Origin of the sequence: Burkholderia plantarii, from assembly GCF_001411805.1 — a bacterium.
In the GTDB taxonomy this organism is placed as follows: domain Bacteria; phylum Pseudomonadota; class Gammaproteobacteria; order Burkholderiales; family Burkholderiaceae; genus Burkholderia; species Burkholderia plantarii.
Window position 1 is genome coordinate 1,877,140 of record NZ_CP007213.1, and the last position, 19,752, is coordinate 1,896,891.

The window sequence follows — 19,752 nt, forward strand, 5'->3', positions numbered from 1 at the left end:
CCGTCGCTGGCGCGAACGCCGGCGGCGTTCAGGCCGGGCGCATGCGCGCGGCGACCAGCACCGAGATCAGGCAGCCGAGCGCGAGGTAGCCGGCCACCAGGTGCCACGAGCCGCCGCCGACGCTGACCAGCGCCACCGCGATGAACGGCGTGAAGCCGCCGCCCACCACGCTCGCGAACTGGTAGCCGACGCCCGCGCCGCTGTAGCGGTACTCGGCGCCGAACAGTTCGGTGAAGAGCGGCTGCTGCACGCTCACCACCATGTCGTGCGCGACGTTGGCGAGCATCACCGCGAAGATCACGATCCAGACCGTGGCGCGCGCTTCCAGCGCGACGAAGAACGGCACCGCCGAGGCCAGGCCGATCAGCGCGCCGGTGATGTAGACGCGGCGCAGGCCGAAGCGGTCGGCCAGCCAGGCGAAGCAGGGGATCGTCACGCAGCTGGTCGCGCCCACCAGCAGGCCGATGTTCAGGAACAGCTCGCGCGACATGCCGAGGTTGGCGGTGGAGTAGCTGAGCGCGAACGCCGTGACGATGTACATCGTGAACAGCTCGGCGAGCCGCAGCGCGACGATGTAGAGGAACGCGCGCGGATGGCGCGCGAGCGCTTCGAGCACCGGCATCTTCAGCTTGCGGTGGCCATGCTCGACCTTTTCCACGAACTCCTGCGATTCGTCCATGCTCGAGCGCACCCACAGGCCGATCAGCACCAGCACCACGCTGGCGAGGAACGGGATGCGCCAGGCCCAGGCGCGAAACGCGTCGTCGCCGAGCACGTGGCTCAGCAGCGAGACGATGCCGGTGGCCAGCACGAGGCCCACGCCGTAGCCCACCTGCACGCCGCTGCTGTAGAACGCCTTCTTCTTCGCCGGGGCGCTTTCCACGGCCATCAGCGCCGCGCCGCCCCATTCGCCGCCCACCGCGAAGCCCTGCAGCGCGCGCAGCAGCACCAGCAGCACCGGCGCCCACCAGCCGATGCTGGCGAAGGTCGGCAGCAGGCCGATCGCCACCGTCGACACGCCCATCATCATCACCGTCACCACCAGCATGCGCTTGCGGCCGAGCCGGTCGCCGTAGTGGCCGAACACCACGCCGCCGAGCGGACGGAACAGGAAGCCGACGCCGAACGTGGCGAACGCGGCGAGCGTGCCCATGGTGGGGCCGACCTTCGGAAAGAACGCGGCGTTGAACACCAGCGCGGCGACGATCCCGTACAACAGGAAGTCGTACCAGTCGACCACGGCGCCGACGAAACTGCCGAGCGCCGCCTTGCGGGCCTGGCTGCGCGCGCGCTGCGCGCCGGCCTGGTCGAGTGAGTCGTAAGCGGGTGTCATGGGTGTCTCCTGGTGTCCCGGGGCCGGCGCGAGGCGCCGCCGGCCGATGCGTGCCGCCGCGCCTGGCTGTCGTCGCGACGGAAATTGCACGCAGCATAGGGGCGCGGCCGCGTTGTCACAATGCGCGGTTGCACGCCGGAGCGCGATTATCGTTCAATTCCGTGCGATCATCGATCGTTTTCGGGGTTAGCACTAGGCGCCGACGGTCGTCGCAGGGAGGCCCGACGGCATGCCCGCCGCGTCGTCCGACGAGCGGCCCGAGGGAATGCCGGATTGCCGGGCCGGCCGGAATCGATCCAGACTAGCCACCGGGCCGGCGCCTATCGTCCTGTGCCGCGGGGCTTGGGCCGGAATGAACGATCTGGTTAAAATCGCGGCTGGGGCGGCTCGGGACGCGCATGCCACCATGGCCCGCCCGCGACGCCTCGCAACGCAACGCAACTTCGTCTGCTTCTGGAGACCACGGATGTCCAGCCACTTTCCCGCGTCGTCGGCCACGACGACGTGCCCGATTTCCCCGGACGCGAACCCGCTCGGCATCGCGGGGCTCGAATTCGTCGAATTCGCGGCGCCCGCGCCCGACGAACTGGCGCGCCGTTTCGTCCAGCTCGGCTTCAAGGCGATCGCGCGGCACGTCAGCAAGGCGGTCACGCTGTACCGGCAAGGCCAGATGCATTTCCTGATCAACGCCGAGCCCGATTCGTTCGCCTCGCGCTACGCGGAGGAATACGGCATGGGCGTGTGCGCGATCGGGATTCGGGTGGACAGCGCGCCGCGCGCGTTCGACCGCGCGCTCGAACTGGGCGCCTGGGCGTTCGAGGGCGAGCGGATCGGCCAGGGCGAGCTGGCGATCCCGGCGATCCAGGGCATCGGCGATTCGCACCTCTACTTCATCGATCGCTGGCGCGGGCGCGGCGGCCTCTCGGGCGGCACCGGCGACATCTCGATCTTCGACGTCGATTTCCGGCCGATCAACCCGGCCACCGCCCAGGCCGACCTGCAGCACGCGGGCGCCGGGCTGCGGCGCGTCGATCACATGACGCAGACGGTGGGCGCCGGGCGCATGCCGGAATGGCTCGAGTTCTATCGCGACCTGCTGCACTTCCGCGAGATCCACGAACTGACCGCGAACCGGCACCTGCCGGACGAATCGCGCGTGATGGTGTCGCCGTGCGGCGAGATCCGCATTCCGCTCTACGAGGAAGGCACGCCGCGCACGCAGCTGATGCTCGACTACCTGCCCGATCATCCGGGCGAGGGCGTGCAGCACGTCGCGCTGGCCACCGACGACATCGTCGCCTCGGTCGATGCGCTGACCGCGAACGGCGTCGAGTTCGTCGAGCCGCCGGCCGCCTATTACGATTCGCTCGACGCGCGGCTGCCGGGACACCGGCTCGACGTCGAGGGGCTGCGCCGGCGCGGCATCCTGGTGGACGGCGAGATCGCCGACGGCGTGCCGAAGCTGTTCTTCCAGACCTTCGTCAAGCGCCGGCCCGGCGAGATCTTCTTCGAGATCGTCCAGCGCAGCGGCCACCACGGCTTCGGCGAGGGCAACCTCGGCGTGCTGGCGCGGGCGCGCGAGCAGGGGGCGCGCTGAGCGTCGGCCGCTGCCGCCGTCATGCGGCGGCCCCGATCCGCGCCAGTCATCGACCCCACGAAGCACGGCGGGCGCCCCCGACCAGGAGCGCCCGCCGTGTTCGTTTCCCGCTGCGGACCCTCAGGCCACCTGCTTGTAGCGCGGCGCCGCCAGCGCCTGGCTGATGTTCGGCAGCATCGCGCGGCGCGTGTTGTCGTAGGCGTGCCACTGCGCGTCGTCATGCAGCGTCGGGATCGTCACCGCTTCGCGCTGGTCGTAGCCGGCCAGCGCCGCGTCCACGAGTTCGTCCACTTCCATCACCGCCTGCAGCGTGTTGACGTCGATGCCGCCGTGATCCCAGATCTCGGTGCGCGTGGCGGCCGGCAGCACGGCCTGCACGTACACGCCCTTCGGCCCGAGTTCGAGGCGCAGGCCCTGCGAGAGATAGGTCAGGAACGCCTTGGTCGCGCCGTACACCGACAGGCCCAGCTCCGGCGCGAATCCCACCACCGAGCTGATGTTGACGATCGCGCCCGCGCCCTCGCGCGCGAAGCGCGGCGCGACGGCCGCCGCGAGCCGCGCCGGCGCCGTGGTGTTCAGCGTGATCAGGTTCTCGACCACCTCCGGCGTCTGGTCGACGAAGCCGCCCGGGATCGAGGTGCCGGCGTTGTTGACGAGCACGCCGATCGCGGCGTCGTCGCGCAGGCGCGCCTCGACGCGCACCAGGTCGTCGTGCTTCGTCAGGTCGGCGTTGACGACGGCCACGGCCACGCCGTGCTCGGCGCGCAGCCGCTCGGCCAGCGCCGTCAGGCGCGCCTGGTTGCGCGCGACGAGCACGAGATCGTGGCCGCGGCGGGCGAAACGGTCGGCATACACGGCACCAATGCCGGTGGACGCGCCGGTGATCAACACTGCGGGAAGCTTCGACATGCGGGTTCTCCAAAAGTGGGGGAGCGACCGCCATCCGATTTATTCATGATGGCCGTCATGTTTTTAATCATGATGTCTGTCATGTATCATGTCAAGCATCGAATTGGAGGACGTATGCGAGTCAGTCGGGAGCAGGTGGCCGAGAATCGGCGGAAAATTCTGGAAGTGGCGAGCCGGCTGTTTCGCGAGCGCGGCTTCGACGCGGTGACGGTGGCCGACGTGATGAGCGCCGCGGGGCTCACGCACGGCGGCTTCTACGGCTACTTCAAGTCGAAGGACGACCTGATCGCGCAGACGCTGGCGGCGCTGGTGAAGCGCGACGTCGCGACGTCGCTGGACGTCCACGGCTATGCGAGCGCCTACCTGACGCCCGCGCATCGCGACGACTGCGCGGGCGGCTGCCCGGTGGCCGCGCTCGGCGCCGAGGCGGCGCGCCAGGCGCCCGAGGTGCGCGCGGCGCTGGGCGGCGGCCTCGGGCGGCAGATCGACCGGCTCGCGGCCGGCATCGAGGGCATGGACGCCGGCGCCGCGCGGCGCGCCGCGATCGGCAGCTGGGCGGCGATGGTGGGCGCGGTGATCCTCGCGCGGCTGACCGACGACACGGCGCTGTCCGACGAGATGCTGAGCGAGACGCTCGCCTTCATCGACGAGCATCTGCCGCACGACGCGTCCGCCGCGTCGTGAGCGCCGGCCGGCGCCCGGCTTGCCTGCATCGCTCCCGGTAACTGGCCGGGAGCCTTTTCCTCATCGCCTGAACCACGTCGCAACCATGTCCGATACCGTTTCCCTGCCGCGCTACACCGGCTTCGAGGGCGCCACGCACCTGGCCTCCGGCGATCTCGCGACGGTCGCGCTCGCGATTCGCCGGGCGGCGCGGGCGGCCGACGCGCCGCCGGTGCTGCTGTTCGACAACGCGACGGGCCGCGCCATCGACGTCGACCTACGCGGCAGCGACGACGAGATCCGCGCGCGCTTTGCCGCCGACACCGGTACCGGCACCGACGCCGCCGCGCCCGGTGCCGCCGATGCGGCTGTCGAGCCGCCCGCCGGCGGGACGCCGCGCGGCCGGGGCCGGCCGAAGCTCGGCGTGGTCGCGCGCGAGGTCACGCTGCTGCCGCGCCATTGGGACTGGCTGGCGACGCAGCCGGGCGGCGCCTCGGTGGCGCTGCGCAAGCTGGTGGACGAGGCGCGCCGCGTGTCCGGCGAGCGCGACCAACGGCGCGCGGCGCACGAGCGTGCCTATCACTGCATGTCGGCGCTGGCGGGCGACCTGCCGGGCTTCGAGGAAGCGGCACGCGCGCTGTTCGCCGACGACGCGGCCGGCTTCCGGCGCCGCATCGCCGGCTGGCCCGCCGACGTCCATGCCCATCTGCTGCGGCTCGCGCAGGCCGGGCCGGTGGAGGGGTGAGCGCTTGAACCGCCGTCAGCCCGCGGCGACCCGCCCGGCGCCGCCCGTGGTCATGGCAGGCTGGCGATGCGCCGATGGAGCGCCGCGTAGAAACCGTCCGCGTCCACCTCGGTGATCCAGGTCGCGTTCGGCTTGCGGCCGGTCTGCCCGGTCCAGTCGATCACCGTCTCGCCGAGCGTCAGGGCGCTGCCGGTCTCGACCTCGACGTTGACGGCGCGGCCCTTGAACAGCGACGGCTCGATCAGGTAGCCGGTCGCGCTCGGGTCGTACATCGGCGCCCAGTCGACGCCGGCCGCGGCCCGCTGGTGCGCGACCTCGGCCGTCATGATGTCGGCGACGATCTTCCCGCAGCGGTTGCCGAGCGCGCGAAACGGCGCGATGCGCGCCGGCGTGATCGCGGCCTTCACGGCCACGTCGCGCGGCACCACGGTGATCGGCACGCCGCTCGCCAGCACGGCCCGGGTGGCCTCGGGATCGACGTAGACGTTGAACTCGGCCACCGGCGTGATGTTGCCGCGCTCGAAGAACGCGCCGCCCATCATCACGATCTCGCGCAGCGCCTCGCGGATCTCCGGCGCCTCGGCCAGTGCGGTGGCGAGGTTGGTCTGCGGGCCGAGCGTGCAGAGCGTGAGGCTTTGCCTCGGCGCCGCGCGCAGCGTCTCGATCAGGTATTGCACCGCGTGCTGCGGCGCGAGCGGGGCGAGCGGCTCGGGCAGCTCGACGCCCTCGATGCCGGTCTTGCCGTGGACGTTGGCCGCCGTCACGAGGTCGCGCACGAGCGGGCGCGGGCAGCCGGCGTAGACGGGCAGCGTCTGCGTGCGGCCGGCCCAGTCGCGGATGATGCGTGCGTTGCGCGAGGTCAGGTCGAGCGGGACGTTGCCGGCCACGGCCGTCAGCGCGCGCACGTCGAGCCGGTCGCGCGCGGCCAGCGCGAACAGGATCGCGATGGTGTCGTCCTGGCCCGGATCGGTGTCGATGATCACGTCGCGCCGTTCGCCGGCCGCGAAGCTGGTGAGCGGGAACAGCGTACTCGCCGCGAGTGCGGTGGTCGTCATGAGAAAGCTCCGCCTGGTTGTCTTGGACATGGTGGTTTCGGAAGACGTGACGCATGCCGGGGGTGGCCGCCGCCTGGCGCGAGGCACCGCGCTTCAGCGGGAAATCGTCGGCCGGCTGGTTTGCCCGGCGCCGTCCGGGTTGGCGGCGAGCGTTGGTGCAATCGCCGGCCGCGCCGGATACGCATACGGGCGTCATCGTGGTGCCCACGACGACGGGCCTATTCTGCAGACGTAAGCGGGAATTTTCCAGACGGTCGTGGCGCGTGCCGGTGATCGGCGCAACGAAACCGGTACCGCGCCGCGCCGGCGCCGCGTTCGATCGAGGCGTGGCAGGAATGGTTCCGTGGCCTGGCCGTCCGCATCGGCGGGCATGAGCCGGCAGGGGGCGCAGGCAGTGGCCGGCCGCCGACACCTCGCCGGCGGCGCCGGTCGGCGCGCTTCGCCCCACGCGTCAGCGCGGTGCGCCGGCATGATCGGGCGCGCCGAACCAGCGCGCCATGGCCCGCGCCGCCCGATCCGCGTCACCGGCCGGCGAGGGCGTCGCGGCATCGGCGGCCCAGGCGACGATGCCGTCCGGGCGCACCAGCAGCGCACGCAGGCCGAGCCGATCGCGCGCCTCGCCCACGGCATGCCGAACCCGCGCAGCCCGGCCACGCGCGAGCGCGTCGAGCGCGGTGTCGGCCTCGAACGCCAGCAGCACGCCTCGGCCGTCGTGCAGCAGCGCGGCGGCCGTCGTGCCGTCGGCCAGCGCGAAATCGGGCATGCCGCGGCCCACCAGCGGATGCGCGTCGCCGAGCGCGTCGCGCTGCGACACGCCCCACACGCGCTCGGCGAAATAGGTCGCGCCGTCGCGCGTACCGATCAGCTCGCCGAGGATCGCCGCCAGCGCGCGCGTGCCCGGCGTGGGCCGCATCAGGGCGACTTGCGCGCGCGACCAGTCGAGGATGCGCGCGCCCGCCGGATGGCGTTCCGCGTGATAGCTGTCGAGCAGGCCGTCCGGCGCGTCGCCGCGCAGCGTGGCCGCCAGTTTCCAGCCCAGATTCATCGCGTCGCCGATCCCGAGATTGAGCCCCTGGCCGCCGAGCGGCGAGTGGATATGGGCGGCGTCGCCCGCCAGCAGCACGCGCCCGCGGCGGTAAGCCGTGGCCTGCCGGGCGCGATCGGTCCAGGTCGTGGCTTGATGCAGCGCCACGATGCCGACTCCGGTGCCGGACACGCGCCGCAGCACCGCCTGCACGTGCTCGCGCGTGAGCGCGGTGGTGCGGTGGCAGGCGCCGCCGTCGAATTCGACCATCGCGAGCGTGCCGGGCCGCGTGTAGGTGTACATGCCGGCCGGCGTGCGATGCCGGCCGGGGCGCAGCGCGTGCGGATCGGTCAGCTCGGCCTCGATCGAATAGCCGGTGAATTCGGCGTCGGTGCCGGCGAACTCGAAGCCGGCCGCCTTGCGTACCGTGCTGCGGCCGCCGTCGCAGCCCACCAGCCAGCGACCGTGGAAGTCCCGGCCGCCGGCGCGCGCCGTGACGCCATGATCCGCCGCCGTGACGTCCTCCACGCCCGCCGCGCGCCGGATCTCGACGCCGAGCGCGGCGGCGCGGCGCGTCAGGACGGTGTCGAGCGCGGCCAGCGTGACCGGCATGCCGTGTCCGCCCGGGCCGGGCAAGTGATACGGCCAGCGGGCGGTATCGACGTTGTCGTGATGAAACGCGATACCGGCGAAATGGCCGGCGGGCCGGCCCGGCTGCTGCATCCAGTGCGCGGCGGCCGCGGTCCGGCCGGCGGCGTCGCCGGCCTGCATCCGCGCGACGAGCGCATCGAGCAGGCCGCGCCGATGCAGGGCGTCGAGGCTCGGCATCGACAGGCCGCGCAGGCCGAACGGCAGCTGCCCGAGCGGCGAATCCGCGGTGTCGCTGCGCTCCAGCACGAGGACCGAGCAGCCTTGCAGGCGCAGCTCGCAGGCCAGCAGCAGGCCGACCGGGCCGGCGCCGGCGATGATGACGTCGCGGGACGCGCCGGCGCGGCGGGATTCGCGCACGGATGCGTGGCGCGATGAATGAGGATGGTGAGACATGAACGGCTCCGGTGTCGTGGATCGACCGGAGCGTTCCTCGCGACGAGCGTGACCCGGACGAACCTGTTGCCGGGCGCCGGAACGGCGCCGGGGTTCGTCGTGGGAGTCTCGTGCGCGAAGCCAAAGACCAGAGCTTTCGTTACCGAAAGGACTTGGGCTGACCAGACCAAGCCTGCCTTTTCCGACACGGCTTTATAGCATCGCAAGGCGGGAGGCGCAACGCCGGGTGGGATCCTGCCCGGCGCTGGCGGTTTCCACCCACCTGGCACCCGCCGCCGCCGGGGCGCACGGCATGGGCCTCGACGTACACAACGGCGGCGCGGCGGCGCATCGGCATGGGTGAAAGACGACCCGGCGCGTGAACCGGTGGCCCGTCGATTCAAATAGTTACGCGCGCACGCCGCTGGCACGGAGTTTGTGTAGGAAGTGACGGCGCAGGTGTCCGACCTGCGGCACGGGCCACGCGATCGCAGCGGATCGGCACGGCCCGCGGATCGACGGCAACACACGGAGCGATATCGATGCAACCGAAACGCGATAAGGCCACCCAGCAATTCCTCGACAATCATGTCGAATTCCTGAAGCAGCACACCATGACGGCGGATTTCGCCAAGGCGCTGAGGGACAACTACGAGATCAAGACCAATCCGAATCTGCAGCGCCAACTGCTGCCGGACAAGATCGAGGCACTGAGGAAAAAGGGGAGCACGCAAACGACCGAGCCCGTCAGCGAGCAGGAACAGCGCAAGAATATCTCGGTGGAGGCGGGACGCGTGCTGGCCAATAGCGGTCTGAAGACGCATTTCTTCGATGTCATGCCGGATGCCGATCGCGAGAACGTGTACAACCTGACGCCGGACGTCCAGGCGTATCGCAGGAAATACCTGGATAAAGCGAAGCAGTACAAGGATATAGACAACCTGTCGGCCAAGCGGAAAAACAAGCTGAAGGCGCTGGGGGAGATATTCGACAGCTTTGCCATGATGCATGTGCCGGATGACCCGCAGCAGGCCGAGAGCACCTCCATGCAGTCCGGCTATTTCCCCTACAAGACCGAGCTCGACTCGAACGCCAAAGGGGTGGGCGTCACCGAGCTCTACAGCAAGACGAAGAACGCGAGCGGGCGCTGGGTGTTCACGGGCCAGATGAACGGTTGCGCGATCGCCGTGGAGAACATCATGGACCAGCGCATGGCGTCGGCGGACAACGTGAACCGCGATGCCAAGGCGCATCATTTCCCGAGTCCGGCGAGCAACTTCGAGCGACTGAAAAACTGGGGCGAGCGCGGCAAGCTGTCGAGTTGGTTCGGTGTGAACGGTTACACAAGCGAGGTCCGCGACCAGGCTTACGATGGCTTCAACGCGTTGCTCGTCAAGGGGGCGGACGTCCACGTGGTGTCGCAGAAACAGGTGCGAGACATGCGAACGCAAACGACCACGGCGACGGGCGAAGTGGACGTGTTCAAGGCCGGCCGTGCCCGACTCGTTCCCGAGGACGGCTTCCTCAGGAGCCAGCCGGAGACGGCAGACGTCTTCGGGATGACCCGGGAGGAACATCACATGCCGGCACCGGTCAGACCGGCACCGGTCAAGGAGAGCTCCCTGGCGACCCGGATATTCAGCACGCTCTTCGGCAAGGGCGAGAAGAAGTAGCGCGGGCACCGGCCCGCCGCTGCGCCCACCCATGTCCGCCGAACGCCCGGCTCAGTCCGCCTCGATCGCCACCTTCAGCTCGCGCGCGAGCGCGAGCGCCTTCTCCCCCGACTTCACGTTCGCGAAGCCGAGCAGCAGCCCCTTCTTCGGCGGCGCCTCGATATAGCGCCCCGAAAGCGGCTCCACCGCGAGGTTGCGGCTCTTGGCGCGCTGGGCGAGCAGGCGGTCGTCCTCGGCGTCGTCGAGGCTCGCGATCAGGTTCAGGCCGCACGGCATGTCCTCGTACTGCATGCGGCCGCCGAACGTCGCGCGCATGCTGTCGATCACCATCTCGCGCCGCTGCGAGTAGGCGGCCCGCATCTTCTTCAGGTGCCGCGCGAAATAGCCTTCGTTGATGAAATCGGCGGTCACGCCCTGGATCAGCACCGGGCAGCCGTCGTGCAGGCGCGCGCAGGCCTCGTTGAAGCGCGCCACGAGCGGCTTGGGCACGACCAGGTACGCGAGCCGCAGCGCGGGGCTCAGCGCCTTGCTGAAGGTGCCCACGTAGAGCACGTTGCCGGTCGCGACGAGGCTGGCGAGCGCGGGCAGCGGGCGGCCGTCGTAGCGGAATTCGCTGTCGTAGTCGTCCTCGATGATGAACGCGTTGTTCTGCTGCGCCCACGTGATCAGTTCGAGCCGCCGCGCGAGCGACAGCGGCACGCCGAGCGGGCTCTGATGCGCGGGCGTGACAAGCGCGAAGCGCGCATGCGGGGCAAGCTCCTTGCCCTTGGCGACGCTGAGCCCGTCCTTGTCGACCGGCACCGGCACGATCCGCGCGCCCATCTCGGCGAACAGATAGCGGCTCGGCGGGAAGCATGGATCCTCGAGCCAGAGCTCGTCGAGCGGGCGCAGCAGCGTGCGCGACAGCAGGCCGGTCACCCCGCGGTAGCCGGGCAGCACGAACACCTGCTCGGGCGAGCAGTCGAGCCCGCGCGAGATGTGCAGGTAGGCCGAGATCGCCTCGCGCAGCGGCTGGTAGCCGGCCGGGTTCGGATAGGCGAACAGCCGGCTCTGCACGCGCGCCTGACGCGTGACGAGCGAGGCCCAGAGCTTGTGCGGGAACAGGTCGAGCGCCGGCAGGCCGAGCTGGAACGGCGGCGGATACGATTCCGTCGCGGCGTCGGGCGCGCGCGCGACCGGGCGCGCGGTGCCGGCGCGCTGCAGCGAATCGCGCACCTGCTGCGGCGCGAGCGAGGGCGACACGATGGTGCCGGCCTGGCCGCGCGCCACCAGATAGCCCTCGCCGATCAGCAGGTCGTAGGCGAGTTCGACGGTGCCGCGCGAGATCTGCAGCTCGCTCGCCAGATTGCGCACCGACGGCACGCGCGCGCCGGGTGCGTAAGTGCCGTTCGCGATCGCGCGGCGAAAGCGTTCGTAGATCTGCCGGTACAGCGGGTCTTCGCTGCCGTGTTCCAAGTGCTGGTGTCCCGCCAATTTAATGCTCCAGAACGCCTGGCACGCGCGGGTCGAACGGGGGCCGTCAGGCCTCGCCGCAACCACTCGATCCCAGGGTCCGGCCGGACCCGCCGTGCGAGGTCAAACATGTAGGAAACAATCACCGGTGCGCATTTTAATCTTTGGAACGCCGCGATGCCGATCACAATATGCCGATGTCCCGATTTTCGGTATGTCGGCGCGGAATTGACGAAACGGAAACGGCTATTTGTCTTGCGCGGGATGAATATGGCCCGCGCGCATGCACGGCGCTTCGCCCGTTTCGTGTATGAGGCCGCCATTTTCATGGATTGCCGATCCGGGAATCGGGTAATTGCCTGATTCGCCAAAGGAAACGACTCGCTTAATTGCGCGTGGCGCCGGCGGCCGGGGCACGGGCGGGGCACGGCCGGGGAGGACGTTGCGCGCGCATCGAGATACGACGTCGGCTGACGCGGCGGCGTGATCCGCAGCGCCGACGCATCCGGCGGATTCCGAGCATCCGATGAAAAGTCGCGGCCGGTAACGGTTTCCGGATGGCCCGGTGGCATGACCACCGGGCCGGCGTGGCCGGCGAGACCGCCAGGCCGCCGGGCGCGGCCCCGAAATCCGGCACCGACATCGCCGTTTCACACGACCATGGCCATCGCGCGGGAACGCCGGCACGGCATCATTTTTACCAGTGGCTTGAGAATGACATGGCAAAAAAGCCGGAATGCGGGGTGCCGTTCTTGTCATGCTCGATAAGTGCCATCTTGTCCGTGAAACTATCTCGGGTGGTGCTGTATATTTGCCCCCGTCGTGAAGCGAAACGATGAAACGAAATGAGTTAGGGTGATGTTGCCAATCGTTGATTCTTTCAAAGCTGACGGTATTTTCCGTGAATGGATTCTTGAAAAAACCGAAAAGCTATTCATGAAATCTGCATTGAATATCGACTTCATATATTCACCGGCGCCACGCACGGCGGGTGCCGGGTCGGACCACTCCGGACGACTTGAACGGGCAGGGAACATGAACGGTTTGCGCCTCGAATACTGGAATCTGTCGCCGCGGCTGCTGCAGGGCCTGCGCGACGTCAGGGACGGCCTCGAGCACAGCACGCTCGGGCTGCCGCTGATCGAGCTCGTCTACCTGCGCATCGCGCAGATCAACGGCTGCTCGTTCTGCCTGAACAAGCACACCAGGAGCCTGCGCGAGCGCAACGAGACCGACCGCCGGCTGGCCGAGCTGGCCGGCTGGCGCGTCAGCTCGCAGTTCACGGCGCGCGAGAAGGCCGCGCTCGAATGGACGGAGTCGCTCACGCACGTGGCCGCGACGCATGCCGACGACGCGTCGTACCGGCCGCTCGAAGGCCACTTCAGCGCGGTCGAGATCTCGGACCTGACGTTCGCGATCGCGCTGATGAACGCCATGACGCGGCTCGCGGTCGGCATGCGTCACGACTGATCGGGCCACGGCGGGCGGCCGATCCGCTGCCGCCCGTCTATCGGCTGTTTGCTGCCTGTCGACATGGAGGGCGTGGTTCGCAATGCGCGCCATGCGGGCTTCGTTCGTCCGGACGAAAGCCGATCGAAGTAGCAGTCCGCTGATTCTTACATCTCAAGAACCACGAGGGAAAAAATGGAAGTCCAGGCGAAAAAGGAAGTGTGGGCCAGGCTGTTCGACGACAAGGCGCTCGGCGCCGGCAATTTCCTCATCAAGGCGCATCAGGCCTATCCGGACCGGGACGAGGTATTCCTGTTTCTGGAAAAGCCCTATGTTTCGCCGTCCGGCCAGGCGCATTCGTCCTTTTCGCTCGACACGCTGCATACCGTGGTGGCCGAGCTGGCCGCCTGGTACGCGCATCATGACGTGCAGCAGGGCGCCTACGTATGCGTCTACCTCGGCGACGGCATCGCCTCGTTCCTGCACTTCCTCGCGCTCAACAGCCTCGGCGCGGTGCCGGTGCTGGTGAACGGCAACCTGCGCGTCGACATCGCCGTCGCCTATGCGCAGATCAACCGTTTCACGGTGTTCGCCTACGACCGCGAGACGGCCGCGCGCTGGCAGCTGCCGGCGCCGCTGGCCGGCGTGAAGGCGCTCGACGCCGGCTTCGCCGAAGGCGTGGCCGCCGCGCTGGCGCCGCTGCCGGCCGGCCAGTGGCCGGTCGAACGCCGCGGCGACGACACCATCATGATCTGCCACAGCTCGGGCACCACCGGGATTCCGAAGGCGGTGCTGTTCGGTCACGACCAGTTCTTCGCCGGCAAGCGCGAACGCCTGCAGGGCTTCGTCGAGCGCGACGACGACCGCCTCGCCACCGCGATGCCGACCACCCATGCCGCGGGCATCAGTTATCTGATGACGGGCACGCTGCTGCAACTGCCCACGCTGTCGCTGAACACGCAGCTGGGCGGTGCGGTGGCGGAGGCGATCGTCGGGTTCCGCGCCACCATCGTCACGGCGTTCTCGCAGACCTACGCGTCGCTGGCCGAACAGAAGCTGCCGGACGCGTTCCTCGGCACCGTGCAGCGCTTCTACAACACCGGCGACACGGCGCACGAATCGCATATCCGCGAGTTGCTGCGCATCGCGCCGGACGCGCGCTTCACCGACATGTTCGGCGCGTCCGAACTCGGCATGTCGCAGTTCTACAAGGTGTCGCGCGCCAGCGACGTGACCACCATCCGCACCGTCGGCTCGCCCGCGCCGTATGCGCACTGCGTGATCCTCTCGCCGGACGGCCGCGAGCTGGCCGACGGCGAGCCCGGCTACTTCGGCGTGCGCTCGCCCACCGTCACGCCCGGCTACCACGGCCAGCCGCACCTGACCGCGCTGACGCGCCTGAACGGCTACTGGCTCACGGGCGACGTGGGCCTGCGCAAGACCAACGGCGAGTTCGTCCACCTCGACCGCATCGTCGACGTGGTCGACACCACGCTCGGCGCGCCCGGCTACACGCTGCTGCTGGAGGAACACCTGCTGCGGCTCGACCAGGTGTTCGACGTGTCGGTGACGGGCGTCTCGCGCGGCCCGGTGCGCGAGGAGGCGGTGCTGGTGCTGGTGCGGCTCGCGGCCGGCGCGACGCTCGACGTCGAGCAGCTGCTGCATCACACGCTGGCCTGCCATCCGTTCCAGGGCAAGCCGGCGCTGCCCGACTACACGCTCTGCGTCGGCGTGATCGCGCCGGACTTCGCGCTGCCGGTCGGTTCGACCGGCAAGGTGCTCAAGCGCGTCGTGCGCGACGGCTTCTGGTCGTGGCAGCGCGATTTCGACGGCGGCGACCGCAGCCGCTTCGCCGAGCTGCGCTGGAACCACCAGGCCGACCTGTCCGCGCTGCCGCGCGAGGCCGAGCGCAGCCTGCTCGAACACGTGTTCGCGGCGTAAGGAGGCGGGATGGACATCCTCGACACCGAACAGGTTGACGAAGCCGCGTTCCAGCAGCGCATCGACGACGGCCGCAAGATCGAGCCGCAGGACGGCATGCCGGCCGCCTACCGCCGCACGCTGATGCGCCAGATGGCGCAGCACGCGCACTCGGAATACGTCGGCATGCTGCCCGAGGGCGGCTGGATCTCGCGCGCGCCCACGCTGCACCGCAAGTGCATCCTGCTCGCCAAGGTGCAGGACGAGGCGGGCCACGCGCAGTACCTCTACAGCGCGATGGAGACGCTCGGCATCTCGCGCGCGGAGGCCTACCAGCAACTGCTCGACGGTCGCGCGAAGTACCTGAACATCTTCAACTATCCGGCGCTGACCTGGGCCGACGTCGGCATGATCGGCTGGCTCACCGACGGCGCCGCGATCGTCAACCAGGTGCCGCTGTCGCGCTGCTCCTACGGGCCGTATGCGCGCGCGATGGTGCGGATCTGCCAGGAGGAGAGCTTTCACCACCGGCAGGGCTTCGACCTGGTGATGAAGCTCGCGCAGGGCACGGCGGCGCAGCGCCAGATGGCGCAGGACGCGCTCAATCGCTGGTGGTGGCCGACGCTGATGGTGTTCGGCCCGCCCGACGCGGATTCACCGCACTCCGCACGCTCGATGAAGTGGGGCATCAAGCTCTATTCCAACGACGTGCTGCGCCAGAAGTTCATCGACCAGACCGTGCCGCAGGTGCATTACCTCGGCCTCGAGGTGCCGGACAGCCAGCTGCGCTTCAACGCCGACACCGGCCACTACGAGACCGGGCCGATCGACTGGGACGAGTTCGAGCGCGTGATCAACGGCGGCGGACTCTGCAACCGCGCCCGCATCGAGGCGCGCAACAAGGCCTGGGACGACGGCGCCTGGGTGCGCGAGGCGGCCGCCGCCTATGCGGCCCGCCAGGAGATCACGGAGGCCGCTCATGGCTGACTGGAAACTCTGGGAAGTGTTCGCGCGCAGCCAGAACGGCGTGGCGCACCGCCACGTGGGCAGCGTGCAGGCCACCGACGCCGAGATGGCGCTGCAGCACGCGCGTGACGTCTACACGCGCCGCGGCGAGGGCGTGAGCCTGTGGCTGGTGGCCTCCGAGCATCTCGTGACGAGCGACCCGGGCGACAAGGCCGCGTGGTTCGCTTCGTCCCAGGACAAGGCGTACCGTCACGCCACGTTCTTTCAGGTACCGGAAGGAGTGCAGAACCTGTGAAGACCCACAACGGATTCGACATGGGGCTGGCCGACTACGTGCTGCGCCTCGGCGACAACTGCCTGATCCTGTCGCAGCGCCTGTGCGCGTGGTGCGGCCACGGCCCGACGCTGGAAGAAGACCTCGCGCTGTCCAACGTCGCGCTCGACTATCTGGGCCAGGCGCGGCTCTGGCTCGACTACGCCGGCAGCCTGCACCCGGTGGCGCGCGGCGAGGACGAACTGGCGTTCCTGCGCGAGGCCGGCGAGTTCCGCAACGTGCTGCTGGTGGAGCAGCCGAACCAGGACTTCGCCGACCTGCAGATGCGGCTGTTCCTGTTCGACAGCTGGTACGCGCTGGTGCTGGCCGCGCTCGCCCATTCGCGGGACGCGCAGATCGCGGCGATCGCGGCCAAGTCGGCCAAGGAGAACGCCTATCACCTGCGGCGCAGCAGCCACTGGATCGTGCGCCTGGCGGGCGGCACCGAGCTGAGCCGCGCGAAACTGCTGCGCGCGCTCGACGGCTGCTGGGAGTACACCGGCGAGCTGTTCGAGATGGACGAGCTCGATCGCGCGATGCTGGAGCGCGGCATCGGCTGCAATCTCGCCGATCTGCACGTCAAGTGGCAGTCCTACGTGAAGGACGTGTTCGACGAGGCCGGCATCGCGCTGCCCACCGGCGCGTTGCGCACGCAGTCGGGCAAGCGCGGCGAGCACTCCGAGCATCTGGTCTGGCTGCTGATGGAGATGCAGTACCTGCAGCGCGCGCATCCGGGGGCGCAATGGTGAGCGCGCTCCACGAGGGCGAGGTGCGCCCCGACATCGAGCGCATCTGGGAATGGATCGCGCGCGTGCCGGACCCGGAGATGCCGTTCATCTCGGTGGTCGATCTCGGCATCGTGCGCGAGGTGGGCTGGCTGGCCGGCGCGCTGCGCGTGGTGGTGACGCCCACCTACAGCGGCTGCCCGGCGAAGCTGCCGATCGAGGAGGCGATCCGTTGCGCGCTCAACGATCACGGCATCGACCACGTGACGATCGAGAACCGCCTCGCGCCGCCCTGGACCACCGAATGGATCAGCCCGGCCGGCAAGGCCAAGCTCGCCGCGGCCGGCATCGCGCCGCCGCTGCCGGTGGGCGAGAGCTGGCAGCCGCTGCGCTTCGTGCCGCCCGCGCCGCCGTGCCCGCACTGCGGTTCGTGCGCGACGCGCATGACGAGCGAGTTCGGCGGCACGCTCTGCAAGTCGATGCATGTCTGTGACGATTGTTTGAATCCGTTCGAGCACTTCAAGTGCATCTGACGGGCAAGGCAAAAAGGAGCCATTCATGTCGCAGTTCTTTCCGCTGACGATCGCGGCCGTGTATCCCGAGACGCGCGACGCCACGGTGCTCGAGTTCGACGTGCCGGACACGCTGGCCTCGCGCTTCGCGCACCGCCAGGGCCAGCACCTGACGCTGCGCGCGACGATCGGCGGCCAGGACGTGCGCCGCGCCTATTCGCTCTGCAACGCGGTGGGCGCGCCGCTGCGGGTGGCCATCAAGAAGGTGGAGGGCGGGGTGTTCTCGGGCTGGGCGCAGACCAACCTGCGCGCCGGCCAGCAGATCGACGTGATGCCGCCGTCGGGCAATTTCCACGTGCCGCTCGAGGCCGGCCGCGCGCGCCATTACGCGGGCTTCGCGAGCGGCAGCGGCATCACGCCGATGCTGTCGATCCTCAAGACCACGCTGCAGGAGGAGCCGGCCAGCCGCTTCACGCTGGTCTACGGCAACCGCAACGTCGGCTCGGCGATGTTCCGCGAGGAACTGGCGGACCTGAAGGACCGCCATGCGTCGCGGCTGTCGCTGATCTACGTGTTCAGCGGCGAGGCGCAGGAAGTCGAGCTGTGCAACGGGCGCCTCACGCACGAGCGCGTGCAGGGCCTGCTGCGCAGCTGGCTGCCGGTCGCCTCGATCGACCACGCGTTCGTCTGCGGCCCGACCGGGATGATGGACGACGTGTGCCGCGCGCTGGAGGACGGCGGGCTCGCGAAGTCGCGCATCAAGCGCGAGTACTTCCAGCCCGCCGGCGCGCCGGCCGCCGTCGCGCACCGGGCGGCGGGCGCGGCCGATGCCGGCAGGCGCATGACGCTGATCGTGGACGGCGCCACGCGCCAGGTGGCGTGGACCGGCACGGCCGCCACCATCCTCGACGAGGCGCTCGCCGCCGGCATCGACCTGCGCTACTCGTGCAAGGGCGGCGTGTGCGCCACCTGCCGCTGCCGCGTGATCGAGGGCGCGGTGGAGATGGATGCGCAATACGCGCTCGACGACGACGAACTGGCCCAGGGCTACGTGCTCGGCTGCCGCGCGCGCCCGAGTACGCCGAACCTCGTGCTCGAGTTCGACTGAGCTTGACCCGGCCGGCCGCGCCGCCCGACCGCGCGTGGCGTTCGCGCGCTTCCCGGACCTGAATCCAACTTCACAGAGCAAGCATGGAATCCAGCAAAACCCTGTCGCGAACCGAGAAGTGGCTGTTCTGCCTCGCCACCGGCTTCTCGGTGGCCGCGGTGGTCTACCAGCAATCGATGACGGAGGCGATCGCCGCCGGCTTCCAGGTGCCGGCCGGCTCGCTGTCGCGGCTGTCGGTGGCCACCCAGCTCGGCTACGGCCTCGGCCTCGTGCTCGGCCTGCCGCTCGGTGACCTGATCGCGCCGCGGCGCCTCGTGCCCGGCGTGGTCGGCGCGCTCGGCCTGGTGGTGATCGCCGAATCGGCGGCGCCCTCGCTCGACGTGCTGACCGTGCTGTGCCTGCTTGCCGGCCTGCTGTCGATCGGCGGCCAGCTGCTGATCGCCTATTGCGCGAAGGCGTTCGCGCCCGAGCAGCGCAACCGCGTGGTGGGCGGCATGATGTCCGCGCTGTTCGGCGGTCTGCTCTGCGCGCGCGTGCTGTCGGGCTGGGGCGCCGAGCACATCGGCTGGCGCCACGTCTATCTGCTGGCGGGCGGCCTCACGCTGCTGTGGGCGGTGGGCCTCGCGCGCGTGCTCGGCCCGGTGTCGATGGGCTCGCCGCCGCGCTACGGCCAGATGCTGCGCCGCCAGCTCGGGCTGTGGCGCGGCTACCCCGAGCTGCGCCGGCTCGCGCTGGTGGCCGCCTGCTTCTTCGCCGCCTCCAACGGCATCTGGGCCAACGTGATCTCGCTCGCGCACGCCACGCTGAACTGGAGCGCGGGGCAGACCGGGCTGCTGGCCTGTACCTCGATCGTCGCGCTGCGCGCGCCGCAGCTCGCGCGCCGGCTGCAGCAGCACCTGCACTGGACCGGCGTGATCGCGCTGTTCGGCGCGGTGCTCGCCGCCGTGTCGCTGGCAGGCTTCGCGATCGGCACGCACGTGCTGATGATCGTCGTCTTCTTCATCGGCTGCGACCTCTGCATCCGCTCGGTCCACGTGATCTCGCAGGGCCGCGTGCTCGGTCTCGATCCCGCCGCGGCCTCGCGCCTGAGCAGCCTGTTCATGACCGTCTTCTTCACCGGCGCCGCGCTCGGCTCGTGGCTGGGCGGCATCGTCGCGCGCCACTACGGCTGGCCGGGCATGTTCCTGTTCCCGCTGCTGTGCGCCGGCACGGGCGTCGCGCTGCTGCGGCTGCGCAGCGGCGAGGTGAGGTTCAGTCCGGCCTGAGGCGGCAGCCGGATTTTTCA

The 19,752-nt window shown here is 69.8% G+C and carries 17 protein-coding genes; 12 read left to right on the forward strand and 5 right to left on the reverse strand.

All coding sequences use genetic code 11. The features are described 5' to 3' along the window. Positions 1-28 precede the first annotated feature (28 nt). Complete coding sequence (gene shiA / locus bpln_RS25125; protein ID WP_055140326.1) at positions 29-1,333, reverse strand: shikimate transporter; 1,305 nt, start codon at positions 1,331-1,333, stop codon at positions 29-31. Between the two features lie 466 nt (positions 1,334-1,799). Between shiA and bpln_RS25130 the strand changes: the two genes are divergently transcribed. Next, a complete protein-coding gene (locus bpln_RS25130; RefSeq protein WP_055140327.1) occupies positions 1,800-2,930 on the forward strand; it encodes a 4-hydroxyphenylpyruvate dioxygenase family protein in 1,131 nt (376 codons plus the stop codon). Positions 2,931-3,050: 120 nt separating this feature from the next. Here the strand turns inward: bpln_RS25130 and bpln_RS25135 are convergent, their stop codons facing one another. Beyond that, a complete protein-coding gene (locus bpln_RS25135; RefSeq protein WP_055140328.1) occupies positions 3,051-3,839 on the reverse strand; it encodes an SDR family NAD(P)-dependent oxidoreductase in 789 nt (262 codons plus the stop codon). A 114-nt stretch (positions 3,840-3,953) separates the two neighbouring features. Between bpln_RS25135 and bpln_RS25140 the strand changes: the two genes are divergently transcribed. Both bpln_RS25140 and bpln_RS25145 read left to right on the forward strand, forming a co-directional pair. After that, complete coding sequence (locus bpln_RS25140; protein ID WP_055140329.1) at positions 3,954-4,523, forward strand: TetR/AcrR family transcriptional regulator; 570 nt, start codon at positions 3,954-3,956, stop codon at positions 4,521-4,523. Between the two features lie 85 nt (positions 4,524-4,608). Next, a complete protein-coding gene (locus bpln_RS25145; RefSeq protein WP_055140330.1) occupies positions 4,609-5,247 on the forward strand; it encodes a DUF2239 family protein in 639 nt (212 codons plus the stop codon). A gap of 50 nt (positions 5,248-5,297) precedes the next feature. On the opposite strand, the gene bpln_RS25150 is transcribed toward bpln_RS25145, so the two are convergent. Both bpln_RS25150 and bpln_RS25155 read right to left on the reverse strand, forming a co-directional pair. Further along, positions 5,298-6,332, reverse strand: a complete 1,035-nt coding sequence (locus bpln_RS25150) for a nucleoside hydrolase (RefSeq protein ID WP_042627918.1) — start codon at positions 6,330-6,332, stop codon at positions 5,298-5,300. A 421-nt stretch (positions 6,333-6,753) separates the two neighbouring features. Next, positions 6,754-8,370: an FAD-dependent monooxygenase gene (locus bpln_RS25155; RefSeq protein ID WP_082465434.1), complete on the reverse strand. Its 1,617-nt coding sequence runs from the start codon at positions 8,368-8,370 to the stop codon at positions 6,754-6,756. Between the two features lie 521 nt (positions 8,371-8,891). On the opposite strand from bpln_RS25155, the gene bpln_RS25160 reads away from it, so the two are divergent. Then, positions 8,892-10,022 carry a hypothetical protein gene (locus bpln_RS25160; RefSeq protein WP_055140332.1) on the forward strand — a complete coding sequence of 377 codons (1,131 nt, stop codon included), beginning with the start codon at positions 8,892-8,894 and terminating at the stop codon, positions 10,020-10,022. 51 nt (positions 10,023-10,073) lie between these two features. On the opposite strand, the gene pdxR is transcribed toward bpln_RS25160, so the two are convergent. Next, complete coding sequence (gene pdxR / locus bpln_RS25165; RefSeq protein ID WP_244132032.1) at positions 10,074-11,477, reverse strand: MocR-like pyridoxine biosynthesis transcription factor PdxR; 1,404 nt, start codon at positions 11,475-11,477, stop codon at positions 10,074-10,076. 1,032 nt (positions 11,478-12,509) lie between these two features. Between pdxR and bpln_RS25170 the strand changes: the two genes are divergently transcribed. The 8 genes from bpln_RS25170 (at position 12,510) to bpln_RS25205 (ending at position 19,732) form a co-directional block, all read left to right on the forward strand. Further along, positions 12,510-12,944: a carboxymuconolactone decarboxylase family protein gene (locus bpln_RS25170; protein ID WP_055140334.1), complete on the forward strand. Its 435-nt coding sequence runs from the start codon at positions 12,510-12,512 to the stop codon at positions 12,942-12,944. A gap of 174 nt (positions 12,945-13,118) precedes the next feature. Continuing rightward, positions 13,119-14,864 (forward strand): class I adenylate-forming enzyme family protein, encoded by a 1,746-nt coding sequence (locus bpln_RS25175; RefSeq protein ID WP_042627922.1) that lies wholly within the window; start codon positions 13,119-13,121, stop codon positions 14,862-14,864. A 9-nt stretch (positions 14,865-14,873) separates the two neighbouring features. Then, positions 14,874-15,830: a 1,2-phenylacetyl-CoA epoxidase subunit PaaA gene (paaA, locus tag bpln_RS25180; protein ID WP_042627923.1), complete on the forward strand. Its 957-nt coding sequence runs from the start codon at positions 14,874-14,876 to the stop codon at positions 15,828-15,830. Continuing rightward, positions 15,823-16,104, forward strand: a complete 282-nt coding sequence (paaB, locus tag bpln_RS25185) for a 1,2-phenylacetyl-CoA epoxidase subunit PaaB (RefSeq protein WP_042627924.1) — start codon at positions 15,823-15,825, stop codon at positions 16,102-16,104. Before paaA ends, paaB begins: the two co-directional genes overlap by 8 nt. Continuing rightward, positions 16,101-16,871 carry a 1,2-phenylacetyl-CoA epoxidase subunit PaaC gene (paaC, locus tag bpln_RS25190; protein WP_080937406.1) on the forward strand — a complete coding sequence of 257 codons (771 nt, stop codon included), beginning with the start codon at positions 16,101-16,103 and terminating at the stop codon, positions 16,869-16,871. Before paaB ends, paaC begins: the two co-directional genes overlap by 4 nt. Next, on the forward strand, positions 16,865-17,380 hold the full coding sequence (paaD, locus tag bpln_RS25195) for a 1,2-phenylacetyl-CoA epoxidase subunit PaaD (protein WP_042627926.1): 516 nt from the start codon (positions 16,865-16,867) through the stop codon (positions 17,378-17,380). The genes paaC and paaD overlap by 7 nt, the downstream gene beginning before the upstream one ends. 25 nt (positions 17,381-17,405) lie before the next feature. Beyond that, positions 17,406-18,467, forward strand: coding sequence for a 2Fe-2S iron-sulfur cluster-binding protein (locus bpln_RS25200; RefSeq protein ID WP_042627927.1), 1,062 nt, complete (start codon positions 17,406-17,408; stop codon positions 18,465-18,467). 83 nt (positions 18,468-18,550) lie between these two features. Next, positions 18,551-19,732 (forward strand): MFS transporter, encoded by a 1,182-nt coding sequence (locus bpln_RS25205; protein ID WP_055140335.1) that lies wholly within the window; start codon positions 18,551-18,553, stop codon positions 19,730-19,732. The last annotated feature ends 20 nt before the right edge of the window (positions 19,733-19,752 follow it).

Bases quoted from the DNA above. Each gene is read 5' to 3' on its own strand.
- bpln_RS25130 (WP_055140327.1), top strand. From the start codon at position 1,800: ATGTCCAGCCACTTTCCCGCGTCGTCGGCCACGACGACGTGCCCGATT.
- paaA (WP_042627923.1), top strand. From the start codon at position 14,874: ATGGACATCCTCGACACCGAACAGGTTGACGAAGCCGCGTTCCAGCAG.
- shiA (WP_055140326.1), bottom strand. From the start codon at position 1,333: ATGACACCCGCTTACGACTCACTCGACCAGGCCGGCGCGCAGCGCGCG.
- paaD (WP_042627926.1), top strand. From the start codon at position 16,865: ATGGTGAGCGCGCTCCACGAGGGCGAGGTGCGCCCCGACATCGAGCGC.
- bpln_RS25150 (WP_042627918.1), bottom strand. From the start codon at position 6,332: ATGTCCAAGACAACCAGGCGGAGCTTTCTCATGACGACCACCGCACTC.
- bpln_RS25135 (WP_055140328.1), bottom strand. From the start codon at position 3,839: ATGTCGAAGCTTCCCGCAGTGTTGATCACCGGCGCGTCCACCGGCATT.
- bpln_RS25140 (WP_055140329.1), top strand. From the start codon at position 3,954: ATGCGAGTCAGTCGGGAGCAGGTGGCCGAGAATCGGCGGAAAATTCTG.
- bpln_RS25170 (WP_055140334.1), top strand. From the start codon at position 12,510: ATGAACGGTTTGCGCCTCGAATACTGGAATCTGTCGCCGCGGCTGCTG.
- bpln_RS25145 (WP_055140330.1), top strand. From the start codon at position 4,609: ATGTCCGATACCGTTTCCCTGCCGCGCTACACCGGCTTCGAGGGCGCC.
- bpln_RS25200 (WP_042627927.1), top strand. From the start codon at position 17,406: ATGTCGCAGTTCTTTCCGCTGACGATCGCGGCCGTGTATCCCGAGACG.
- paaB (WP_042627924.1), top strand. From the start codon at position 15,823: ATGGCTGACTGGAAACTCTGGGAAGTGTTCGCGCGCAGCCAGAACGGC.
- bpln_RS25205 (WP_055140335.1), top strand. From the start codon at position 18,551: ATGGAATCCAGCAAAACCCTGTCGCGAACCGAGAAGTGGCTGTTCTGC.
- bpln_RS25175 (WP_042627922.1), top strand. From the start codon at position 13,119: ATGGAAGTCCAGGCGAAAAAGGAAGTGTGGGCCAGGCTGTTCGACGAC.
- bpln_RS25155 (WP_082465434.1), bottom strand. From the start codon at position 8,370: ATGTCTCACCATCCTCATTCATCGCGCCACGCATCCGTGCGCGAATCC.
- bpln_RS25160 (WP_055140332.1), top strand. From the start codon at position 8,892: ATGCAACCGAAACGCGATAAGGCCACCCAGCAATTCCTCGACAATCAT.